This window comes from Pseudoalteromonas sp. HF66 (genome assembly GCF_011806445.1).
In the GTDB taxonomy this organism is placed as follows: Bacteria; Pseudomonadota; Gammaproteobacteria; order Enterobacterales; family Alteromonadaceae; genus Pseudoalteromonas; species Pseudoalteromonas apostichopi.
In genome coordinates, this window is the sequence record NZ_JAATOU010000007.1 from 123,126 (window position 1) to 140,222 (window position 17,097).

The 17,097-nt window shown below is 42.0% G+C and carries 18 protein-coding genes and 1 pseudogene; 11 read left to right on the top strand and 8 right to left on the bottom strand.

All coding sequences use genetic code 11. The annotated features are described in order from the left end of the window. Nucleotides 1–57: 57 nt before the first annotated feature. Entirely contained in the window at nt 58–909 is an 852-nt protein-coding gene (locus HCZ11_RS09235) for a D-hexose-6-phosphate mutarotase (protein WP_167658267.1), read from the bottom strand. A 328-nt stretch (nt 910–1,237) separates the two neighbouring features. On the opposite strand from HCZ11_RS09235, the gene HCZ11_RS09240 reads away from it, so the two are divergent. From HCZ11_RS09240 to HCZ11_RS09265, 6 genes and pseudogenes are all read left to right on the top strand, one after another. Next, entirely contained in the window at nt 1,238–1,723 is a 486-nt protein-coding gene (locus tag HCZ11_RS09240) for a MarR family winged helix-turn-helix transcriptional regulator (protein WP_130050195.1), read from the top strand. Nucleotides 1,724–1,828: 105 nt separating this feature from the next. Further along, nucleotides 1,829–3,148 (top strand): porin, encoded by a 1,320-nt coding sequence (locus HCZ11_RS09245; protein ID WP_130050194.1) that lies wholly within the window; start codon nt 1,829–1,831, stop codon nt 3,146–3,148. Nucleotides 3,149–3,659: 511 nt separating this feature from the next. Further along, nucleotides 3,660–4,049, top strand: a pseudogene (locus tag HCZ11_RS09250) (YbaN family protein); the annotation flags it as partial. A gap of 196 nt (nt 4,050–4,245) precedes the next feature. After that, nucleotides 4,246–4,878 (top strand): PepSY-associated TM helix domain-containing protein, encoded by a 633-nt coding sequence (locus HCZ11_RS09255; protein WP_167658268.1) that lies wholly within the window; start codon nt 4,246–4,248, stop codon nt 4,876–4,878. After that, nucleotides 4,878–5,378 (top strand): DUF2271 domain-containing protein, encoded by a 501-nt coding sequence (locus tag HCZ11_RS09260; protein ID WP_167658269.1) that lies wholly within the window; start codon nt 4,878–4,880, stop codon nt 5,376–5,378. Before HCZ11_RS09255 ends, HCZ11_RS09260 begins: the two co-directional genes overlap by 1 nt. Before the next feature lie 9 nt (nt 5,379–5,387). Continuing rightward, nucleotides 5,388–6,230: a DUF4198 domain-containing protein gene (locus HCZ11_RS09265; RefSeq protein ID WP_167658270.1), complete on the top strand. Its 843-nt coding sequence runs from the start codon at nt 5,388–5,390 to the stop codon at nt 6,228–6,230. 26 nt (nt 6,231–6,256) lie between these two features. On the opposite strand, the gene HCZ11_RS09270 is transcribed toward HCZ11_RS09265, so the two are convergent. After that, nucleotides 6,257–6,793 carry a hypothetical protein gene (locus tag HCZ11_RS09270; RefSeq protein WP_130050190.1) on the bottom strand — a complete coding sequence of 179 codons (537 nt, stop codon included), beginning with the start codon at nt 6,791–6,793 and terminating at the stop codon, nt 6,257–6,259. A 128-nt stretch (nt 6,794–6,921) separates the two neighbouring features. Here HCZ11_RS09270 and HCZ11_RS09275 point away from each other — a divergent pair, with 128 nt between their 5' ends. From HCZ11_RS09275 to HCZ11_RS09285, 3 genes are read left to right on the top strand one after another with little or no spacing between them, the layout of a single operon-like run. Next, on the top strand, nt 6,922–7,347 hold the full coding sequence (locus tag HCZ11_RS09275; protein ID WP_105173868.1) for a DoxX family protein: 426 nt from the start codon (nt 6,922–6,924) through the stop codon (nt 7,345–7,347). Between the two features lie 60 nt (nt 7,348–7,407). Then, entirely contained in the window at nt 7,408–8,274 is an 867-nt protein-coding gene (locus HCZ11_RS09280) for a pirin family protein (protein WP_167658271.1), read from the top strand. 54 nt (nt 8,275–8,328) lie between these two features. Next, complete coding sequence (locus HCZ11_RS09285) at nt 8,329–9,216, top strand: LysR family transcriptional regulator (protein WP_130050188.1); 888 nt, start codon at nt 8,329–8,331, stop codon at nt 9,214–9,216. On the opposite strand, the gene HCZ11_RS09290 is transcribed toward HCZ11_RS09285, so the two are convergent. The 4 genes from HCZ11_RS09290 to HCZ11_RS09305 all read right to left on the bottom strand — a co-directional run bounded on the left by HCZ11_RS09290 (nt 9,211) and on the right by HCZ11_RS09305 (nt 12,506). Beyond that, nucleotides 9,211–10,086 carry an SMP-30/gluconolactonase/LRE family protein gene (locus HCZ11_RS09290; protein WP_167658314.1) on the bottom strand — a complete coding sequence of 292 codons (876 nt, stop codon included), beginning with the start codon at nt 10,084–10,086 and terminating at the stop codon, nt 9,211–9,213. The genes HCZ11_RS09285 and HCZ11_RS09290 overlap by 6 nt on opposite strands. Nucleotides 10,087–10,122: 36 nt before the next feature. After that, on the bottom strand, nt 10,123–10,830 hold the full coding sequence (locus HCZ11_RS09295) for a sulfite exporter TauE/SafE family protein (RefSeq protein WP_130050187.1): 708 nt from the start codon (nt 10,828–10,830) through the stop codon (nt 10,123–10,125). Nucleotides 10,831–10,957: 127 nt separating this feature from the next. Then, nucleotides 10,958–11,737 (bottom strand): SDR family NAD(P)-dependent oxidoreductase, encoded by a 780-nt coding sequence (locus HCZ11_RS09300; RefSeq protein WP_167658272.1) that lies wholly within the window; start codon nt 11,735–11,737, stop codon nt 10,958–10,960. A 46-nt stretch (nt 11,738–11,783) separates the two neighbouring features. Then, complete coding sequence (locus HCZ11_RS09305) at nt 11,784–12,506, bottom strand: FadR/GntR family transcriptional regulator (RefSeq protein WP_054552285.1); 723 nt, start codon at nt 12,504–12,506, stop codon at nt 11,784–11,786. A 261-nt stretch (nt 12,507–12,767) separates the two neighbouring features. Between HCZ11_RS09305 and HCZ11_RS09310 the strand changes: the two genes are divergently transcribed. Further along, entirely contained in the window at nt 12,768–14,396 is a 1,629-nt protein-coding gene (locus tag HCZ11_RS09310; RefSeq protein ID WP_167658273.1) for a sodium:solute symporter, read from the top strand. Nucleotides 14,397–14,450: 54 nt separating this feature from the next. Here the strand turns inward: HCZ11_RS09310 and HCZ11_RS09315 are convergent, their stop codons facing one another. Further along, nucleotides 14,451–15,479 carry a family 43 glycosylhydrolase gene (locus HCZ11_RS09315; RefSeq protein WP_167658274.1) on the bottom strand — a complete coding sequence of 343 codons (1,029 nt, stop codon included), beginning with the start codon at nt 15,477–15,479 and terminating at the stop codon, nt 14,451–14,453. Nucleotides 15,480–15,612: 133 nt separating this feature from the next. Between HCZ11_RS09315 and HCZ11_RS09320 the strand changes: the two genes are divergently transcribed. Next, a complete protein-coding gene (locus HCZ11_RS09320) occupies nt 15,613–16,587 on the top strand; it encodes an arabinan endo-1,5-alpha-L-arabinosidase (protein ID WP_254869135.1) in 975 nt (324 codons plus the stop codon). An 82-nt stretch (nt 16,588–16,669) separates the two neighbouring features. On the opposite strand, the gene HCZ11_RS09325 is transcribed toward HCZ11_RS09320, so the two are convergent. Continuing rightward, nucleotides 16,670–17,095 (bottom strand): FKBP-type peptidyl-prolyl cis-trans isomerase, encoded by a 426-nt coding sequence (locus HCZ11_RS09325; protein WP_167658276.1) that lies wholly within the window; start codon nt 17,093–17,095, stop codon nt 16,670–16,672. Between the last annotated feature and the right edge of the window lie 2 nt (nt 17,096–17,097).

Consider the following 17,097-nt stretch of genomic DNA (forward strand, 5'->3'; position numbering starts at 1 on the left):
GTAAAGGCCAGCGGTGCCGGCCTTACGTGCTAACACTGAGTTGTTATATGTTATAAATTATACCCAGCGTAGTTTTGTTGCAAGTGTGTGGCTTGCTCCAGGTGCAAGTTCAACACTGTCATCAAGGACATTAGCCGCTTCTAAACACAGCATTACGTGGTATTCGTCATCAGCAAAATTAGAAAGGCGTTTTGATTTATCAATCCAAGGATTCCAAAGCACACACGATGTTGAGTTTTCGCGTCCCACTTCAATAATGCCATCAGGTGTGATGATACGCTGAGTATCTTTCGCTTCGGTGTAAACCATGTCTGTTTCACGAGCGAACGACACTAATTCATTCTGCTCAAATGGACCTTCAGCAAATTCAATGTATTTCGCACCTTGCAAACCATCTACTTTTGTTTCTTCAATTGCAGGTGTTGGGAAATACGTGTGCAGTGCTTGAGTAAACTGTACAGTTTGATTATCTAAGTTAGTGGTTGTTAAACGCAGTTCTAAACTAGAGGTTAATATAAACTCAGCTAACAACTTAGTTTTGTAAGGCCAATACTTTTCATCAACTTGCGTCATCGGCAGCGACAAACTGATATAAATAGAATCGTCTTGCTCTTTCACTTCTTCTGCGCGCCACAAACTTGTGCGAGCAACACCATGAGCAGGCCATCCTTCATTTTGGCTTACCCCGAACCATGGCCAACAAATCGGAATACCACCTCGCACACCTTTGCCTTCTTGGTAATCTTCTAGTTCAGAGACCCATAATAATGGCTTTTTATTGGTTGGCGTGAACTCAGTGATCTGCGCACCTTGCAGAAAAATAGTTGCGCTACAAAACTCACTAGCAACTTTAATAAATTCAAGCCCGGTTTCACTTTGCTCAATCGTAACTGATGGCGATAACTTCATAATTCGTCCCATTTAATGAAAGAAAAATCCACCATACCCAATGCAGTGGCTATTAGTAAATAATATTTAGTTATTTGTATAAATTGTTTTACTACAAAGTGATGATGTCACCTCGAGTAGCATTTTAAGTATTAACAACAATTACTCCATCTAATTTTTAAACTTTACCTTTTAATTTCTACTCTAATTAATCACCAAACACGATAATAAGCATTATCGCCGAAAATTATAAGCTACATAGTTATTATTTATTTGAACTCAATTTATTAGATGTGTAATATTTCGCGATTGCGGTTGCCTCATGCCGCCTTTTTTAAGAGACAGAAACATGCAAAAGTATGACGAGTTATTAGTGTCGCTGCGTAAAGTGATCAGAGCCATCGACCTTCATTCAAAACAGCTCAACAAAACCTCAGGCCTAACCGGCCCACAATTACTTATCATGAATGAGGTTGCACAAACCGATGGTATTACCGCCAGCCGCATCGCACAAAATGTAAACTTAAGCCCGGCTACGGTTACCAATATATTAGATCGTATAGAAAACCGTAATCTGATCACTCGTGTGCGTAGCCAATTAGACAAGCGTCGAGTTAGTTTGCATCTAACAGAAGCGGGAGAACAGCTACTAGAGCAAGCACCTCAGCCATTGCAAGAGCACTTCATCGAAAAGTTCTCAGCACTAGAAGAGTGGGAGCAAAGTTTACTACTATCATCAATGCAACGCATTGCTGCAATGATGGATGCGGATCAACTCGATGCTTCACCGCTGCTTGAGGTTGGCGCAATCACCAAGACATTAGAAGCACAGTAAAAATTAAAACTGATTGATTAATATTAATTTTCTGTGTCTAGGCTTGGGTTCGGCCTGAATATCAACTATTCTTAACAGTACCCATTCCAACACTAGCGAAAATTCATGCTTAAACTATCAAAGTTAGCCCTTGCTATAGCCTTGGGCACAACTTCAAGTCTTAGTCAGGCATCTGAAATTGATGACCTTCAAGAACAGCTGCAATTACTGAAACAGCAAATGCAGCAACTGCAAAGCAAACTTGATGCTGCCGAAGCAAAATCGCAGCAACAAGCCGAGAAACAAGCGCAAATTGATGCACAAGTAGCAAAACAACAAAAGCAACTTGAGCAGCAAACAGCGGCCGTAGAAGCACCTAAAAAAGAATCTGGCATTAAAGTCGGTGGGGCTGTACGTACCAACTTCAGCCATACGTCGTATAACGATGGCAATAAAAACCGCGGTGGTGACTTCGATTTTGACATCTTCAGGCTAAATTTTGCAGGCGATGTCGGTGATGTGCAGCTTAACGCTGAGATCCGTTTTTTCGATTACATGACCGCAGTTAAGTATGCCTATGCAGCCTATGACTTTGCCGAAGACTGGCAGGTGCAGGCAGGTATTACCAAAGTGCCTTTTGGTAACTGGCCTTATAACTCACACAACTACTTCTTTGGCACCACTTATTATATTGGTCTTGAAGATGACCATGACCTGGGTGTGCTATTCAAACGCAAAATTGCTGACAACTGGCAAATTGACCTTGGCTTTTTCAAAAATGATGAACTAGGTGGCGTTGACGGCTATGTGGACGACAGAAGCGACCGTTACTCATACGACGTAGTGGGTTTCCGCTCTGCAGGTGAAGGTGTATACGCCGAACCAACCAATGCGATTGGTGAATACAACACCTTCTCTGGTCGTTATGGTTATCACTTTGAGCATGATGGCGGCACCACCGAGCTAGGTGTTTCAGCCTTATCTGGCGGCTTACATGATGGTGAAGATAAAGCTGGCGACTACTACGCTTGGGCTGTGCACTTAAACAGCACAATTGGTCCATGGAATTTCCAACTTCAGCATGGTGAATATAACTACGATATCGACAACGTCGACCGTATGGCCGTGGGTGCTTATGCGTTTTACGATAGTATTGCCGCAGAAGCGACCATGACTAATGCTAATATCGCTTACAGCCTTCCTGTAGAATGGGGTCCGGTAACAAACCTACAGTTTTACAATGACTACGGCATTATTTATGACAAGTCAGACAACAGCGAAGATACATGGATGAATGTAACCGGTGTATCTGTTGCTGCAGGCGGCTTATTCACTTACTTTGATTTTGTACAAGCGAAAAACCAACCATTCGTTGGTGGTTCAATTGCTGGCGACAGCGATGAGACTGAAACCCGCTTCAATATCAATATAGGTTATTATTTCTAATAGTAATATACCCGCTTAATTTAGCGAGCTATTTAGAGGCAAGGAGATGTTCTCCTTGCCTTTCTTTACTTTACTCAAAAACTCACAATAATTTCACGATCTTCTTAGCTTGAGTAATAACTAGCTTAATTTATACCTTACTCCTTGATAGCCACTATGCTCATATTTCAGGTCCGTTCTGTACCTTTGCAAGCACGTTTTTCTGGCTATACAAATGTAAATCATTATTATATTTCGCCATTCTAAACATGGTTTATTGACAAAAGCTGTATGTAATTGAAGGATCGCAATTTTCTGCAGCTACATTAGGCAAAGAAGTTGAAGCTGAGCTAAAGTTAAATAATCAATGTGGTGCAAGCTACCTTGCTAAAGCCAGTGTGTACAAAAAGGGCTGTCAACTAAGTCATCTTATTGATAGCCTTGAGCTCTGTGAACAGCAACAAGCCACTTTGATAGAGGGTGCCGAGCAAGCACTGCAACGATTTAAGTTTTATCAGGCCCAACTTTATTGATGAATGTGAAAGCGGCGTTTACCGCCTATAAAAATGGCTGCTATCAATTACTCGGGTTATTGATGGTGGGTTTAGGTATCATAGGTATTGCATTACCTGTGATGCCTACAACTATCTTTTTTATACTAGCATTGGCGTGCTTTAGCCGCTCATCACCTAAGCTCTCTGCCTGGCTGCTACACCATCCAAAGTACGGCCAGCCTTTAAGGTTTTGGCAAGAATATAAGGTCGTTCCTACTCGCGCTAAGTTCTTAGCAGGTTTGGGCATGGCTATCGGGTATGCTTTTTTACTACAAAGTGCCGCGCCAATTTGGGTTATGTATTTGGTGGCGGTGATTGAATTAAGCGTTTTAGCCTATTTAATTAACCGCCCATCAGCGCCAAATAAACCAACCCTAATTCAAGTTAATATAACCACACACACCCGCTTAATGTTGCTTGCTTGTTTTCTCAGCTCGCAACTTGCGGTAATGGCTTATCTTGCTATTCATTTCTAACGCAAAGAAATGTAAAGAACGTAAACTTGCTTGTTATCACTAATGCAAATCATTATCATATGCGTATAACAAACAAATACACCTAATTATGTTTTCTTTAAATAAACGCAGCTTTTATAGTGTAAGCCGCGCCTTACACATATACCTTTCAACGGCCTTATTCTTTTTACTTATTTTATTTTGTGTCAGCGGCATCATTCTTAATCACATTAGTTGGCTCGAAAATGATAAACATAATGGTCAGAACCAACTACTTGTTTCTGCAAAGTTATTCGAAAAAGCACAAGCTAATCTCGACACGTTACCGAGCCTATACCCTGAAATAGAACAGTACATGCAGCAGCAATTTTCACTTAGTAATGTAAAAAGTATTGAGTGGGAAAAAGAAGATGCTTTGGTGATGCTCGACTATCCGCTGCCAGCAGGCTTTGCTTACGCCGAAATCGATTTTCAAACGGGCGAGCTCAATATTGATTATCAAACCGGCGGCTTTATGAGTCTGATTGGCGACCTACACAAAGGCCGCCATACAGGTAAAGCATGGAGCTGGGTCATTGATATCTCAGCTGTTTTGATGATTCTGTTTGCCATCACCGGATTAATTATTCTCTTTCAAAACCGTAAAAAACGGGCCGCAGGCCTTTGGTTAACGCTTCTTGGTGTTGCCACGCCTTTGGTCATTTATCTAGTTTGGGTGCCTCAACTTAAAGGAGTATCTTAATGAAACAAGCCCACTTAATCGCAGCTCTACTAATTGGCTGTTTATTCAGCCCACTGAGCTTTGCAAAAGATCCCAATCTAACCATTGAGTTCACTTTACCTGAGCTAGATGTTTCCCCATACCACCGCCCTTATGTGGCGCTATGGCTAGAAACACCTGAGCGTAAACACGTCACCACTATTGCGCTTTGGGTCGAAAAAGCTGAATGGTTTAAAGACTTACGTCAGTGGTGGCGAAAAGCAGGTCGTAGCAACGACAGCTTTGATGGTGTAACAGGTGCAACAAAACGCCCAGGCACTTACACCATTGAGTGGCAAGGTAAAGATTTAAAAGGTAATCCAGTTAAACCTGGTAGCTACCTGCTTAATGTTGAAGTTGTACGTGAGGAAGGTGGCCGAGATTACACCCGCGTTGAAATCGACTTAACGAAAGACGGCAAAGTCACAATTAAAGGCGAAAAAGAGTTCGCGACTAGCTTTGTTACCATTACCAGTAATTAAGGACAAACAATGAAATTAAAATTATTAAAAACGGCGCTGATCGGCGCAGTAACCTTCACAGCACTTGCCTCTGGCTATGCACAAGCACACGCCCGTTGGTTAATGCCATCTCACACTTCTTTATCTGGTGAGAAAACTCACTATGTGATGATCGATGCCAGTATTTCGAATGAGTTGTTTAGCCCAGATAAAGCATACCGCCCGAAAGAAAAAGGCGCAGAGTATGACGACAACTTATTAATTGCCCTTGCTCCAAATGGTAAGCCGGTTGAAGAAACTATCCGCGCATACTACTTAAAACGCAAAAACTCAGCGGCAGTGAGCTTAACGCAAGACGGTACTTACCATATTGCTATGCAGCAAAAACCAATGCTAATGACTTTCTATAAAGACAAAGATGGCAACCGTGGCCGTGTGTTCGCAGGTAAAAAAGAAGCAGACCTACCAGCAGGCGCAACCGATGTACGCACTGTAAAATCAATCGCAACGGTTGATACTTTTGTAAGCCGTAATGGTACTTCTAAGCCAACATTGCTTGGTCAAGGTTTAGAAATTTCAGGCCCAACTCACCCGAACGATCTATTTGCTGGTGAAGAAGCTAAGTTCCAATTATTAATGGATGGCAAACCAGCCGCTGACGTTGAGCTTGCTATTGTTCGTGGTAGTGCACGCTATCGCAATGAGCGTGACGAAGTGAAAGTAACAACCGATAAAAAAGGCTTCTTTATTGTGACATTCGCTCATGCCGATATGTATCTGATTGAAGCATCTGTTGATCAAAAACCAACAGAGGCCGATATCGATAATGTACGCTACTCATTATTCACAACGCTTGAAGTGGCGCCTGAGTAGTTTGCTAATTAGGCCTTAAAATTGGCCTAATTCGACTTTCGAGGAAGGCGGTAGTCAACAGTGTGATCGCAGCTACCGTCTTTCTCGCAATCATTAACCCCATCACCATCGACATCCCAGCTTGGGTGCATGCCTTTTAATGTACTTTTTACAACGCTAATATCGGCAGTAAATTCACTTTGCTCATCACGGCGCGCGGCATTGCGCATCAAAAAGACCCGAATCACATAATCGCCATCATCAGAGATTTTAATCTCAGCATGATCACCTTTTACCGGGCCAACAAACAAAGCAGTTGGGTTGCCTTTTGGTAAAATATTAAAGTAGTTGCTTGAATTTGATGGAGCAAAATCAACCGTTAAGGTAGTGCCTTTATTAAGGTTAATTTGATATTCCAGCATCTCATAACCTTTAATTGTGTCTTTAACTTGCCAGCTTTGCTGCACCGCAATATCTGAAGCTAGCAACTCATAATGACGACTATTTGGTAAATTTTGTTCAGCAAACACCAAGCTACTTGTAGCCACCGAAAAACAAAACCCTATCAATAACAACAACTTCATATTCAACCTCTTTTTGGATTCTTTTTTAGAGAATGGTAAATGCTGATTTTACAATTTTTAATTCTTTTAAAGTGAACTTATAGTTACTCCATCGCAGACACACTGCTTAACGAAACAGGATACCTACTATGAAACTTTTTACTTTAATCTCAGCTCAACCACACTTACAAAATATTAGCACTTTATTGGCACGTATTGGTTTATCGGCCATCTTTTTACTAACCGGCTTTAGCAAAATAGAGTTTTTCGATGCTACAGCGCAATATATGAGTAGTGTCGGTTTACCAGAGTTCTTACTGCCGTTTGTGATTGCCTTTGAAATTGTTGGCGGATTATTTATTTTACTAGGCTTTTTAACACAACTAACCGCTGTCGCTTTTGCTGGTTTCAGCCTAGTTAGTGCTTTGTTATTCCACTTTCAACTTGATGATCAAATGCAATTTTTAATGTTCTACAAAAACATTGCAATGGCAGGCGGCTTTTTAGCATTAGCCAGTGTTGGTGCAGGCAAAATCAGCCTAGATCAACTAGTGTTAAAACGTAGTCAGGCTTAATATTTATCCCAGCCAATAACCTAGGTTGTTGGCTGAATTTGTTTTTAAGAGGGCGCGAATATGGCAACGTTATTAACAGCAACCAGCCATGATATTGGTGGGCTCGATGTAAAACGCATCTTGCCTCATTTTGACAAAAAAATGGTTGGCCCATTTATCTTTTTTGACCACATGGGACCAAATCACTTTCCTCGCGGTGAGGGCATAAATGTGAAGCCTCACCCTCATATTGGCCTATCAACGCTCACTTATTTATTTACGGGCAGTATTTACCATCGCGATTCGCTAGGTAATAGCCTGCAAATAGAACCCGGCGATGTTAACTGGATGACCGCAGGTCGCGGGATAGTGCACTCAGAAAGAGAAAGCCTTGAAGTGCGGGCGAGCGAGCACGACATCAATGGTCTGCAATGCTGGGTTGCTTTACCTGAGAGTATAACCGAAATAGCACCGCGTTTTGAACATATCAAAAAACTGCAATTGCCTGAGAAAATCGAAAAAGGCGTGCTGATGAGACTCATTGTCGGTGATGCCTATGGCTTAAGCTCCCCTGTGAAAAGCTACTCACCGATGTTTTATGTCGATACGGTAGCAGAGCAAGGTAGCCATATAACTAAACCGCATCCTCATCATGAAACCGCAGTGTATGTTATTTATGGTGAAATTAGTGTGGGTGATACGCGCTATACCCAAGGCGACTTTGTACTACTTGATGACAGCGAACACGAAATAACGACTCTGGTGCACAGCCGCTTTATTTTACTCGGTGGCAGTAAATTCAATAAAGTCCCGTATTTACACTGGAATTTTGTTGCTTACAGCAAAGAGCGCATCGAGCAAGCAAAACAAGATTGGCAAGCACAGCGTTTTGCTAAAATCCCCGGTGATGAGCTTGAGTATATTGAGTTGCCCTCACCTAAAAAGTAAACTTTTTCAGTATTTACAGGTACTATTAGGTAGTTAAGTAAGCAAAGGAACATCATGCTAAGAATTACGCTAGAACAGTGGCGCATGTTTCGTGCTGTTGTTGAATTTGGAGGCTTTAACCAAGCCTCACAAGGTATTCATAAAAGCCAATCGAGTATTCATAATGCAGTTGGCAAAATTGAATCTGCACTCGATGTAAAGTTATTCAGCATTCAAGGCCGCAAAACCGTGCTCACTGAAGCTGGCGAAATGATGCTGCGCCGTGCTAATTACTTACTCGATGAAGCCGCAAAAGTTGAGGCAATAGGCCAGACGTTAGGTGAAGGCATCGAAAGCAAATTACGAATTGCTGTTGATGCTATTTTCCCACAGCAATTGCTTTATAAAGTGCTTAACGATACCTCGTCACAATACCCGCAACTGCGTATTGAACTCCATGAGTCTGTGCTGATGGGGGGGAATGAACTGCTCGAAAACGATCAGGTTGATATTGCTATTACCGGCTTTCCAATTGCGGCAAACTTTCACGAAGAATTATGTGATATTGAGTTTATTGCCGTTGCACACCCAGATCACCCTTTGCATGCAATAGAACGTGAAATAACCCTCGAAGATTTAAAATCACACCGCCAAATTGTTGTCCGCGATTCAGCCAATAAACACAAGCAAGATGGTGGATGGTTAGGTGCCGATCAGCGCTGGACGGTAACTCATTTGCGCACTTCTATTGATATGATCAGTAATGGACTTGGCTTTGCGTGGTTGCCAAAAATAGCAATAGAAAAACACCTTGCGGCGAGGCAAATGAAAGCACTTAATTTAACCCATAACAGTAGTCGCAGCGCTAAGTTACACTTGCTCTTTAAAGATGGTGATAAGCTTGGTCCAGCAGCACGCGCTTTCCTTGGAGAATTGCGTTACCAAGTGATGGAGAACCTATAGTTTCAGGGGCGTTTCAGCAATGCCTTTAACGCCCGGCTCGAGAATAAACACGCCACCACTGTGCGGGTAATCAGCGAGAACTGAGTCCTCCAGACCCACTGCAGCGGTAGTCACAGCTAAATGCATTAGCTCCTCGCCAACAAATGCGACACTCGTAACACGCGGTGCGGGCAAGCGAATAAACTGCACCTGCTCGCCGCTTGGTGAAAAACGATAAACGCCATAGCCATTCCAAGCGGCAACCCATAAATGGTCTTCGTTATCAACGGTCATGCCATCTGGAAAGCCCATACTTTCACTAAAGCGAATAAACTCTTGTTTATCAGAAAGCTCGCCCTGCTTATTCAGAACAAAACGATAGATAGTTTGTTTATCTGAGTCAGTAGAATATAGAAAATAGCCATTTTTACTCACCGCAGGGCCATTGCTGATGGTGTAGTTATGATCAACAGAAATCGGAGCTTGCCCATGTCCAAAACGATATAACTTACCACTATTGGTTTGCTCTTGAGAGTCCATAGAGCCAAAAAAACCAAAGCCTTGGCGAGACGTTTTGCCATCGTTTAAACGATTTTGTGAGGGTTCATGGTCTATTGAATAAAGTAGTTCGCGGCTGAAATTTTCACTACAAAGTTTATAAATACCTTTGGCAAAGCCTGCAACTAGTTCACCCTGCTCGGTTTCCATAACCCAGCAAATAGGCTCTGGCATGGTAAACTGGCTAACTCGCATTGATTGGCAATCTAAGCGAAACAAGCGCTGCCCTAAAATATCTACCCAAAATAAGCAGTTATGTGCTTTTGCAAAATAGGCCCCTTCGCCTAATTGGCACTGGCTAGAAATAATCATTTTGATGGTGTCATCGAGCATTGGCTTCACTACACGAACAGCTGAACTATTCTCATTCTATCTATGTATGAAAATAAGTGCTAGGCCAGACAACCCCGCAACGAGTAAGATTATGCCGCGAATGGCCTTCTCGTTGAGGTTATTGTTAATCACAAACGACAAGCCCCAGCCAATTAAAATTGCTGGCAAACAAAAAAAGAATAGCTTTACATCAGTCATATCGGCGGAACCTGTAAGCATCAATACGATAATGCCAAACAGGTTTATAAACACGAAAAATGCACTCAAGTTAGCTTTAATTTTTTCTTTATCTTCAGCTTGGTAGAGTAGCCCCATTGGTGCACCTCCTGCAGAAGTTGTGGTACCCAAAAAGCCCGACGACATTGATGCTAGTAAACTAGTAATTGTTGAGATTTTCGGTTTCATACCTATGATAGACAAAGCCACCACCACCAAAATACTCACCCCTAGCAGAAGCTGATACTGCTTCGCATTGACATACCACATCACGACAGCAGCTAAAATGACACCTATAGCACCGCCAATAATAGATATACCAGTTTGCTTCATGTCTATCGCGCCACGGTGCTTAATCATTAATACCGACGTTAAAAACAGCGCATTCAAAATCATTGGCCCAGGCACCAGATCTGGCATTAGCCAGTAAAGCACAGGCACACATAACATTCCTAAACCAAAGCCAATAACACTTTGTAGGCAAGCACCAATAATCAGAATTAAATAAACAAGTACAAAGTCGGTCAAACTTTCTTACCACCTTCCTAAGTATGAGCTCTGCTGAGCCTAAATCGTATATTTTATTATTATAGTATCATTTTAATTATGTAAAATTTTTATTTCACGCTAGTCATTTTGTTATCGTTTCGCAAGATTATGTCCAACCCGCATCCACTATCAATGATTGTGCAGTCATCATACAGCTGTCATCTGCGGCCAAAAATAGCGCGGCATTCACTACATGGTCTGGTTGAATAGTTTCGTTAATACACTGACTTAAACGAACATCTTCAATCATTTCTGGGGTTAGCCAATGCGTAATCTGGCGCTCTGTCATCACCCAACCCGGAACCAGTGAGTTCACACGAATATTATCTTTACCATATGAAGCAGCTAATGAACGGGTTAAACCTTCAATACCCGCTTTTGCGGTTGTGTAGGCTGGCATGCCGGTCTGCTTAATACGCCAGCTTACCGACCCCATATTGATAATGCTACCACCGCCTAAACGCTGCATCTGCTCAACCACTGCTTGAGATGAAAAGAAACACGGGCGTAAGTTAACTGCAAACTTGTCTTCCCAATATTTCACATCCATATTCTCTGCAGCATGACGAGTGTCATCGGCTGCGTTATTAATTAACACACCAATATCACCTTGCTGCTGGCGAGTTTGCTCAATGGCCGCTTTTAAAGCTTCAACATCACGTATATCACAATGGATAAATTGTGGGTCAAATTCATATTTACCAGCTAATTTTGCGCACAACGCATCGCTTTGCTCAGTTGCAATATCAACAAAGGTGACTTTCGCGCCCTGCTCGCAGAACCGCCTTACCATTACTTCACCAATTCCCGATGCACCGCCAGTAATAAACACACTCTTACCAGCAAGGCTTGGGTAAACTGTTTTTAGCTCGTTTGAATTTGGCATGATAACCTTATGTTTTAAAAGTCATTACAACGTAAAGAAGCGATACTTATTGAGCCGCTTCTTTATCAGCGATTTCTTTTTCAATAAACGCCATTGCTTCATCAATCATGTACGTCATCATGTTTTTAGCACGCTCAGGATCGCCGCTCGCAATTGCGTTATACACTTTAAAGTGCTCCTCAGCGATGGCCTTTTTATTGCCTTTAGCTGGCGTAGTATGCTGAATACTCACGTGCAGCGCTGTGCGAATAAAATCACGTAATTGGTAGAAAAAACGGTTACCACTGGCATGTAAAATTGCCGTGTGAAATGCAAGATCAGGCTCATGCATCACACCTTCAGGCTCTTCTGCCGCTGCTTGCATTTTATCTAGTGCCATTTTAATTTCTGCAATTGCCGCTTGGTCGCCTTTTCTTGCTGCAAGTGCTGCTGCTTGAGGTTCGATAGCCAAGCGCACTTGTAAGAATTCTTTAAGTACGTAAAGTGAAGGGCTGCTTTCTAGTAACCATTTTAATACGCTTGTGTCGTATAAGTTCCAGTTCTCCGCCGATTCAACACGAATACCTTGTCGTGGACGAGAAGAAATCAGTCCTTTTGCAGCAAGCATTTTCACTGCTTCACGGACAGCTGTGCGGCTAATACCATACACTTCACATAGTTGTGCTTCAGTTGGTAGCCCCGTTTCAGTGTTATAATCACCAACAATAATTGCTTTACCGAGCTCATTGGTAACTTGTTGTGATAAGTTTAAATTTTCTAAACGCGCCATGTGTGTTCCTCAAAAGATCTGAGTAATATGATACATCTATAAAGCTATTCCGTCATCCTGCAAATAATCTATTAAAATCAATAGCAAACAAAAAACAACCTAATACAAGTGTCTAAAATTCACACAGTATAGTCACCATTTAGAATACAGACTGTCACCTTATTTTAACAAATCTCTTTCACTCGGCCTATTTATAATATAATATTTTTATTCAACAATTATAAAGCTAAACTCTCTTTTCAAAATTAGGTGGAACACACGATGGTCGAACTAAGTACCTTAGACTGGGCAGTGCTAGCAGGATTTTTTGTCCTGTTACTTGGCGTTGTCGTGATGTCTATGCGACAAAAAGAAGAAGACACCGCTGATTACTTTTTAGCGGGTCGTAATGCAAGTTGGTTAGTGATTGGTGCCTCTATTTTCGCATCAAACATTGGCTCAGAACATTTAGTGGGTCTTTCAGGTTCAGGTGCACAATCGGGTATGGCACTAGCTCACTGGGAGATGCAATCGTGGATCATTCTACTACTCGGTTGGATTTTCGTGCCTTTCTATTGGAGTAGTAAAGTCTACACCATGCCTGAATTCTTAGAGCGCCGCTTTAACTCTAAATCACGTACTTTCTTATCTGTAATCTCATTGATTAGCTATGTATTAACCAAGGTCGCAGTAACGGTTTATGCCGGCGGTATCGCATTTAAAACAATCTTAGGTATTGAGAGTATTTGGGGTATCGATTTCTTCTGGATCTCAGCCATTGGCCTTGTAGTGATCACGGGTATTTATACGGTGCTTGGTGGTATGAAAGCCATTATGTGGACCTCTGTGTTGCAAACTCCGGTGCTCATTATTGGCTCCTTAGTCATACTCGTTGTTGGTCTAGATAAAGTAGGTGGCTGGGCTGAAGTTGAGCGTATCAACGATGCTAATATGCACCTTATTCGTAGTGCTTCAGATGCTGAATTCCCATGGCCTGGCATTGTATTTGGTTCATTCATTATTGGTTTTTGGTATTGGTGTACTGACCAATACATCGTACAACGTGTTTTATCTGCAAAAGGCATTAAAGAAGCACGTCGCGGTACCATGTTCGCCGGTTACTTAAAATTACTTCCTGTATTTATCTTCTTAGTGCCGGGCATGATTGCATACGCATTGAATGTTAAAGGTATTATTAGCTATGACAGTGCTGACCAAGCATTCCCAACTCTCGTTGCTGAGCTATTACCAGCTGGTGTTAAGGGGATTGTAATTGGTGGTTTAGTAGCAGCCCTTATGAGTTCTTTAGCATCATTATTTAATTCGTCAGCGACCTTGTTCACGATTGATTTCTATAAAAAATTCAAACCTGAATCATCTGAGAGGCATCTTCTTAAAGTAGGCCGTATTGCCACTATCGTTATTGTTATATTAGGCTTGCTGTGGATACCCGTCATGAGTTTAATAGCCGATGTGCTTTATGAATACTTGCAAAGTGTGCAGTCTCTTATTGCACCGGGAATTGCAGCAGTATTCTTACTAGGTTTATGCAGTAAACGCATCACTCCAACTGCTGGTTTTGTGGGTTTAGTATCAGGTTTTGTGCTTGGTATGATCCGCTTAGTGTTGCTGCCATTTAAAGATGATTTAACAGGTTCATCATTTGCGTGGATCACCACGATGAACTGGTTATATTACTGTATTCTGCTATTTGTCGTGGTCGTTGCGATTATGATTGTGGTGAGTATTTTCACCAAGCAAGCAGACGAAGAACAATTGAAAGGTCTTACTTTCTCAAGCCTAGATAAAGCAACGATGAAAGAAGTAGCTGCCGGCTTAGATAAGTGGGATTACATTCATACCGCGGGTATTATTGGTATTACTGCCTTTATTTACTACCGCTTCTGGTAATCGTTCGTTCCCAAAGTTGTAGGGCGCCAATTGGCGCCCTTTTTTTAAAAGTTGTTAATCGGCGAGTTCTGGTGAGAACACTGGAAAACCATTTTTATCCCACGTAATAATGCGTGCTCGCGCATGGCGATTTGGGTCTGTCAGTGGTGTGCCTTTCAGCTCTTTATAGTCACGACTGTGATAAATCATTAAATCGGTTACACCATCTTCAGCTTTTACAAAACTGTTGTGCCCAGGGCCAAAACGACCTAGCTCAGCATTGGTGGTGAACACCGGCTCAGCCTTTTTATGCCAACTAGCAGGATCAAGCAAATCAGCATTCACATCTGCCCATAGCAAGCCCATCGCATATCGATGATCGGTGGCACTGGCTGAATACGTGACAAATATTTTATCACCATGGGTGATGACTGCAGCACCTTCGTTTACCTTGTAGCCTTGCACTTCCCAATCAAGGGTTGGCTCTGTAATCGCGATAATGGGTTCTTTAATTGATGTTGGTGAGTCCATTTCAGCTAACCATAAAGCAGAGTTATAAGTTGCAGGCTGGTTCTGCTGCGCCCAAATCATATAACGCTTACCCTTGTGCGTGAAACTTGTGGCATCAAGCGAAAAACTATCAAGGTGGCTGGTTACTTGCCCCATTTCTTGCCACTCACCTTGCATCGGATTAGCACTGTCGTTTTTAAGCGCATACATACGAATACTGAACGGCTTTTCGATATCACCTGCAGCGAAGTAGATATACCAACTGCCATCAATCTGATGTAGCTCAGGGGCCCAAATATTGACACTCATTGGGCCTTTATCGCGCTTTTGCCAAATAACTTTCGGCTCTGCTAATTTTAAATCGTTTAAACGACAAGCTTGGCGCAGCTCAATTTCATCAAATTTCGGCGAACTACCAATAAACGTGTAACAACCACTTTTATCATCACGAACTAACCATGGATCAGCACGTTTGAGTACAATGGGGTTATCAATTGGCGCAAGAGTCTTGCTACTATTAGCATCAGCAAAGGCTGACAATGACGAGGCGCTTAACGCACTAACAAGCGTTAGCCGAGATATTTTTTTGAGCATAATGTGTCCTGTATTTCGTCTCGATTTTATTGTTAATATTGTATTACATATTATATAGTAGCTGAATGAACACAAGAGTTAAAACAACAAAAGGTATTCAAGCATGAGACTCGTAAGTAACGTGACACAAGCGATGAAGTGGCTTTCAACAGGGCTACTTTTTTCTGCCGCAGCCGTATCTGCAAAGCAAGTTGAAGTACACGATCCGGTCATGGCCAAAGAAGGCGACACGTATTATGTATTTAGCACAGGCCCTGGCATTACCTATTATGAATCGAAAGATTTAACCAACTGGAAACTCACAGGTCGCGTTTTTAAAGATGAGCCAAGTTGGGCAAAGCGTGTTTCCCCTAATTTCGGGGGCCACTTATGGGCACCCGATGTATACGAGAAAAATGGTAAATTTTACCTTTATTATTCAGTCTCTGCATTTGGCAAAAATACCTCTGCAATTGGTGTAACGGTTAACGAAACCCTTGACCCATCATCACCTGATTACAAGTGGATTGACTACGGTATTGTGGTTGAATCAGTGCCAGAGCGTGACGATTGGAACGCTATCGACCCTGCGATTATCTTAGATGAAAAGGGTACACCGTGGATGAGCTTCGGTTCGTTTTGGGGGGGCTTAAAGCTAGTACAACTTGATGATGACATGGTTCGCTTAGCAAAGCCTGAAAAATGGCACCACATTGCGAGTCGTCCAAACACGGAGCATGGTCCGATTGAAGCACCTTATATCTTTAAAAAGAACGGCTATTACTACCTATTTGTATCATTTGATAAGTGCTGCCAAGGTGTAAAAAGTACTTACAATGTTCGCGTAGGTCGCAGCAAAAATGTTGAAGGCCCATATTTAGATAAGCAAGGTCGCTCAATGATTGATGGTGGTGGTAGCTTAGTTATTGAAGGTAATAAAGACTGGGCAGCCCTTGGTCATAATGCTGCATATACCTTTGATGATAAAGACTATTTAGTATTACACGCCTACGAAACAGCAGATAATGGCGTGCAAAAGCTACGTATTTTACCTATGAGTTGGAAAAACGATTGGCCTGTTGTTAACCCAGCCGACCTAAATAAGCTTACAACCAAGCTTAAAAAGTAATTATCCAAACGTAAAAAACCTGCAAAATTGCAGGTTTTTTATTTACTTAAGTGACCTAGTTTGAGGTTCCAAGAAGGTACTATTAATTAAAATCAAGCAAAGTAATATCAACTAGCATGGGGCTTTGACAGCCTTGCTGATGCTTCTTGTCAATAAACGAACTATACACATCACGTGCAAGGTGCGCAGGTATTAAAATCTCAAAGTGACTGCCTTTATTCATTAATTGCAGCGCCTCTTGTAAGCCCACTATCGCCTCTGCAATTTCGTACTCTACAGCAGCACCTTGCTTGCGAGTATCGAATAACACCCGACCATTTTTAAGTGTAACCCGTTGATGCACAACCACTGTGGCATCCCAACTAGGTTTATCCCCCTGACCTTGCTCAATTATTCGATAACCAAGCCCTGTGGGTGTGTGATAAAAACTGTGTTGCTCAGCGTTGTTATCTATAAGCGACGGTAAGATTTGCTCTTTAGCCGTCGCAAACACATTGTTGCTTAACATAG

What these genes read in the sequence shown, in the direction of transcription:
- HCZ11_RS09235 (WP_167658267.1), bottom strand. Translation starts at nt 909, where the DNA reads ATGAAGTTATCGCCATCAGTTACGATTGAGCAAAGTGAAACCGGGCTT.
- HCZ11_RS09240 (WP_130050195.1), top strand. Translation starts at nt 1,238, where the DNA reads ATGCAAAAGTATGACGAGTTATTAGTGTCGCTGCGTAAAGTGATCAGA.
- HCZ11_RS09245 (WP_130050194.1), top strand. Translation starts at nt 1,829, where the DNA reads ATGCTTAAACTATCAAAGTTAGCCCTTGCTATAGCCTTGGGCACAACT.
- HCZ11_RS09255 (WP_167658268.1), top strand. Translation starts at nt 4,246, where the DNA reads ATGTTTTCTTTAAATAAACGCAGCTTTTATAGTGTAAGCCGCGCCTTA.
- HCZ11_RS09260 (WP_167658269.1), top strand. Translation starts at nt 4,878, where the DNA reads ATGAAACAAGCCCACTTAATCGCAGCTCTACTAATTGGCTGTTTATTC.
- HCZ11_RS09265 (WP_167658270.1), top strand. Translation starts at nt 5,388, where the DNA reads ATGAAATTAAAATTATTAAAAACGGCGCTGATCGGCGCAGTAACCTTC.
- HCZ11_RS09270 (WP_130050190.1), bottom strand. Translation starts at nt 6,793, where the DNA reads ATGAAGTTGTTGTTATTGATAGGGTTTTGTTTTTCGGTGGCTACAAGT.
- HCZ11_RS09275 (WP_105173868.1), top strand. Translation starts at nt 6,922, where the DNA reads ATGAAACTTTTTACTTTAATCTCAGCTCAACCACACTTACAAAATATT.
- HCZ11_RS09280 (WP_167658271.1), top strand. Translation starts at nt 7,408, where the DNA reads ATGGCAACGTTATTAACAGCAACCAGCCATGATATTGGTGGGCTCGAT.
- HCZ11_RS09285 (WP_130050188.1), top strand. Translation starts at nt 8,329, where the DNA reads ATGCTAAGAATTACGCTAGAACAGTGGCGCATGTTTCGTGCTGTTGTT.
- HCZ11_RS09290 (WP_167658314.1), bottom strand. Translation starts at nt 10,086, where the DNA reads ATGCTCGATGACACCATCAAAATGATTATTTCTAGCCAGTGCCAATTA.
- HCZ11_RS09300 (WP_167658272.1), bottom strand. Translation starts at nt 11,737, where the DNA reads ATGCCAAATTCAAACGAGCTAAAAACAGTTTACCCAAGCCTTGCTGGT.
- HCZ11_RS09305 (WP_054552285.1), bottom strand. Translation starts at nt 12,506, where the DNA reads ATGGCGCGTTTAGAAAATTTAAACTTATCACAACAAGTTACCAATGAG.
- HCZ11_RS09310 (WP_167658273.1), top strand. Translation starts at nt 12,768, where the DNA reads ATGGTCGAACTAAGTACCTTAGACTGGGCAGTGCTAGCAGGATTTTTT.
- HCZ11_RS09315 (WP_167658274.1), bottom strand. Translation starts at nt 15,479, where the DNA reads ATGCTCAAAAAAATATCTCGGCTAACGCTTGTTAGTGCGTTAAGCGCC.
- HCZ11_RS09320 (WP_254869135.1), top strand. Translation starts at nt 15,613, where the DNA reads ATGAAGTGGCTTTCAACAGGGCTACTTTTTTCTGCCGCAGCCGTATCT.
- HCZ11_RS09325 (WP_167658276.1), bottom strand. Translation starts at nt 17,095, where the DNA reads ATGTTAAGCAACAATGTGTTTGCGACGGCTAAAGAGCAAATCTTACCG.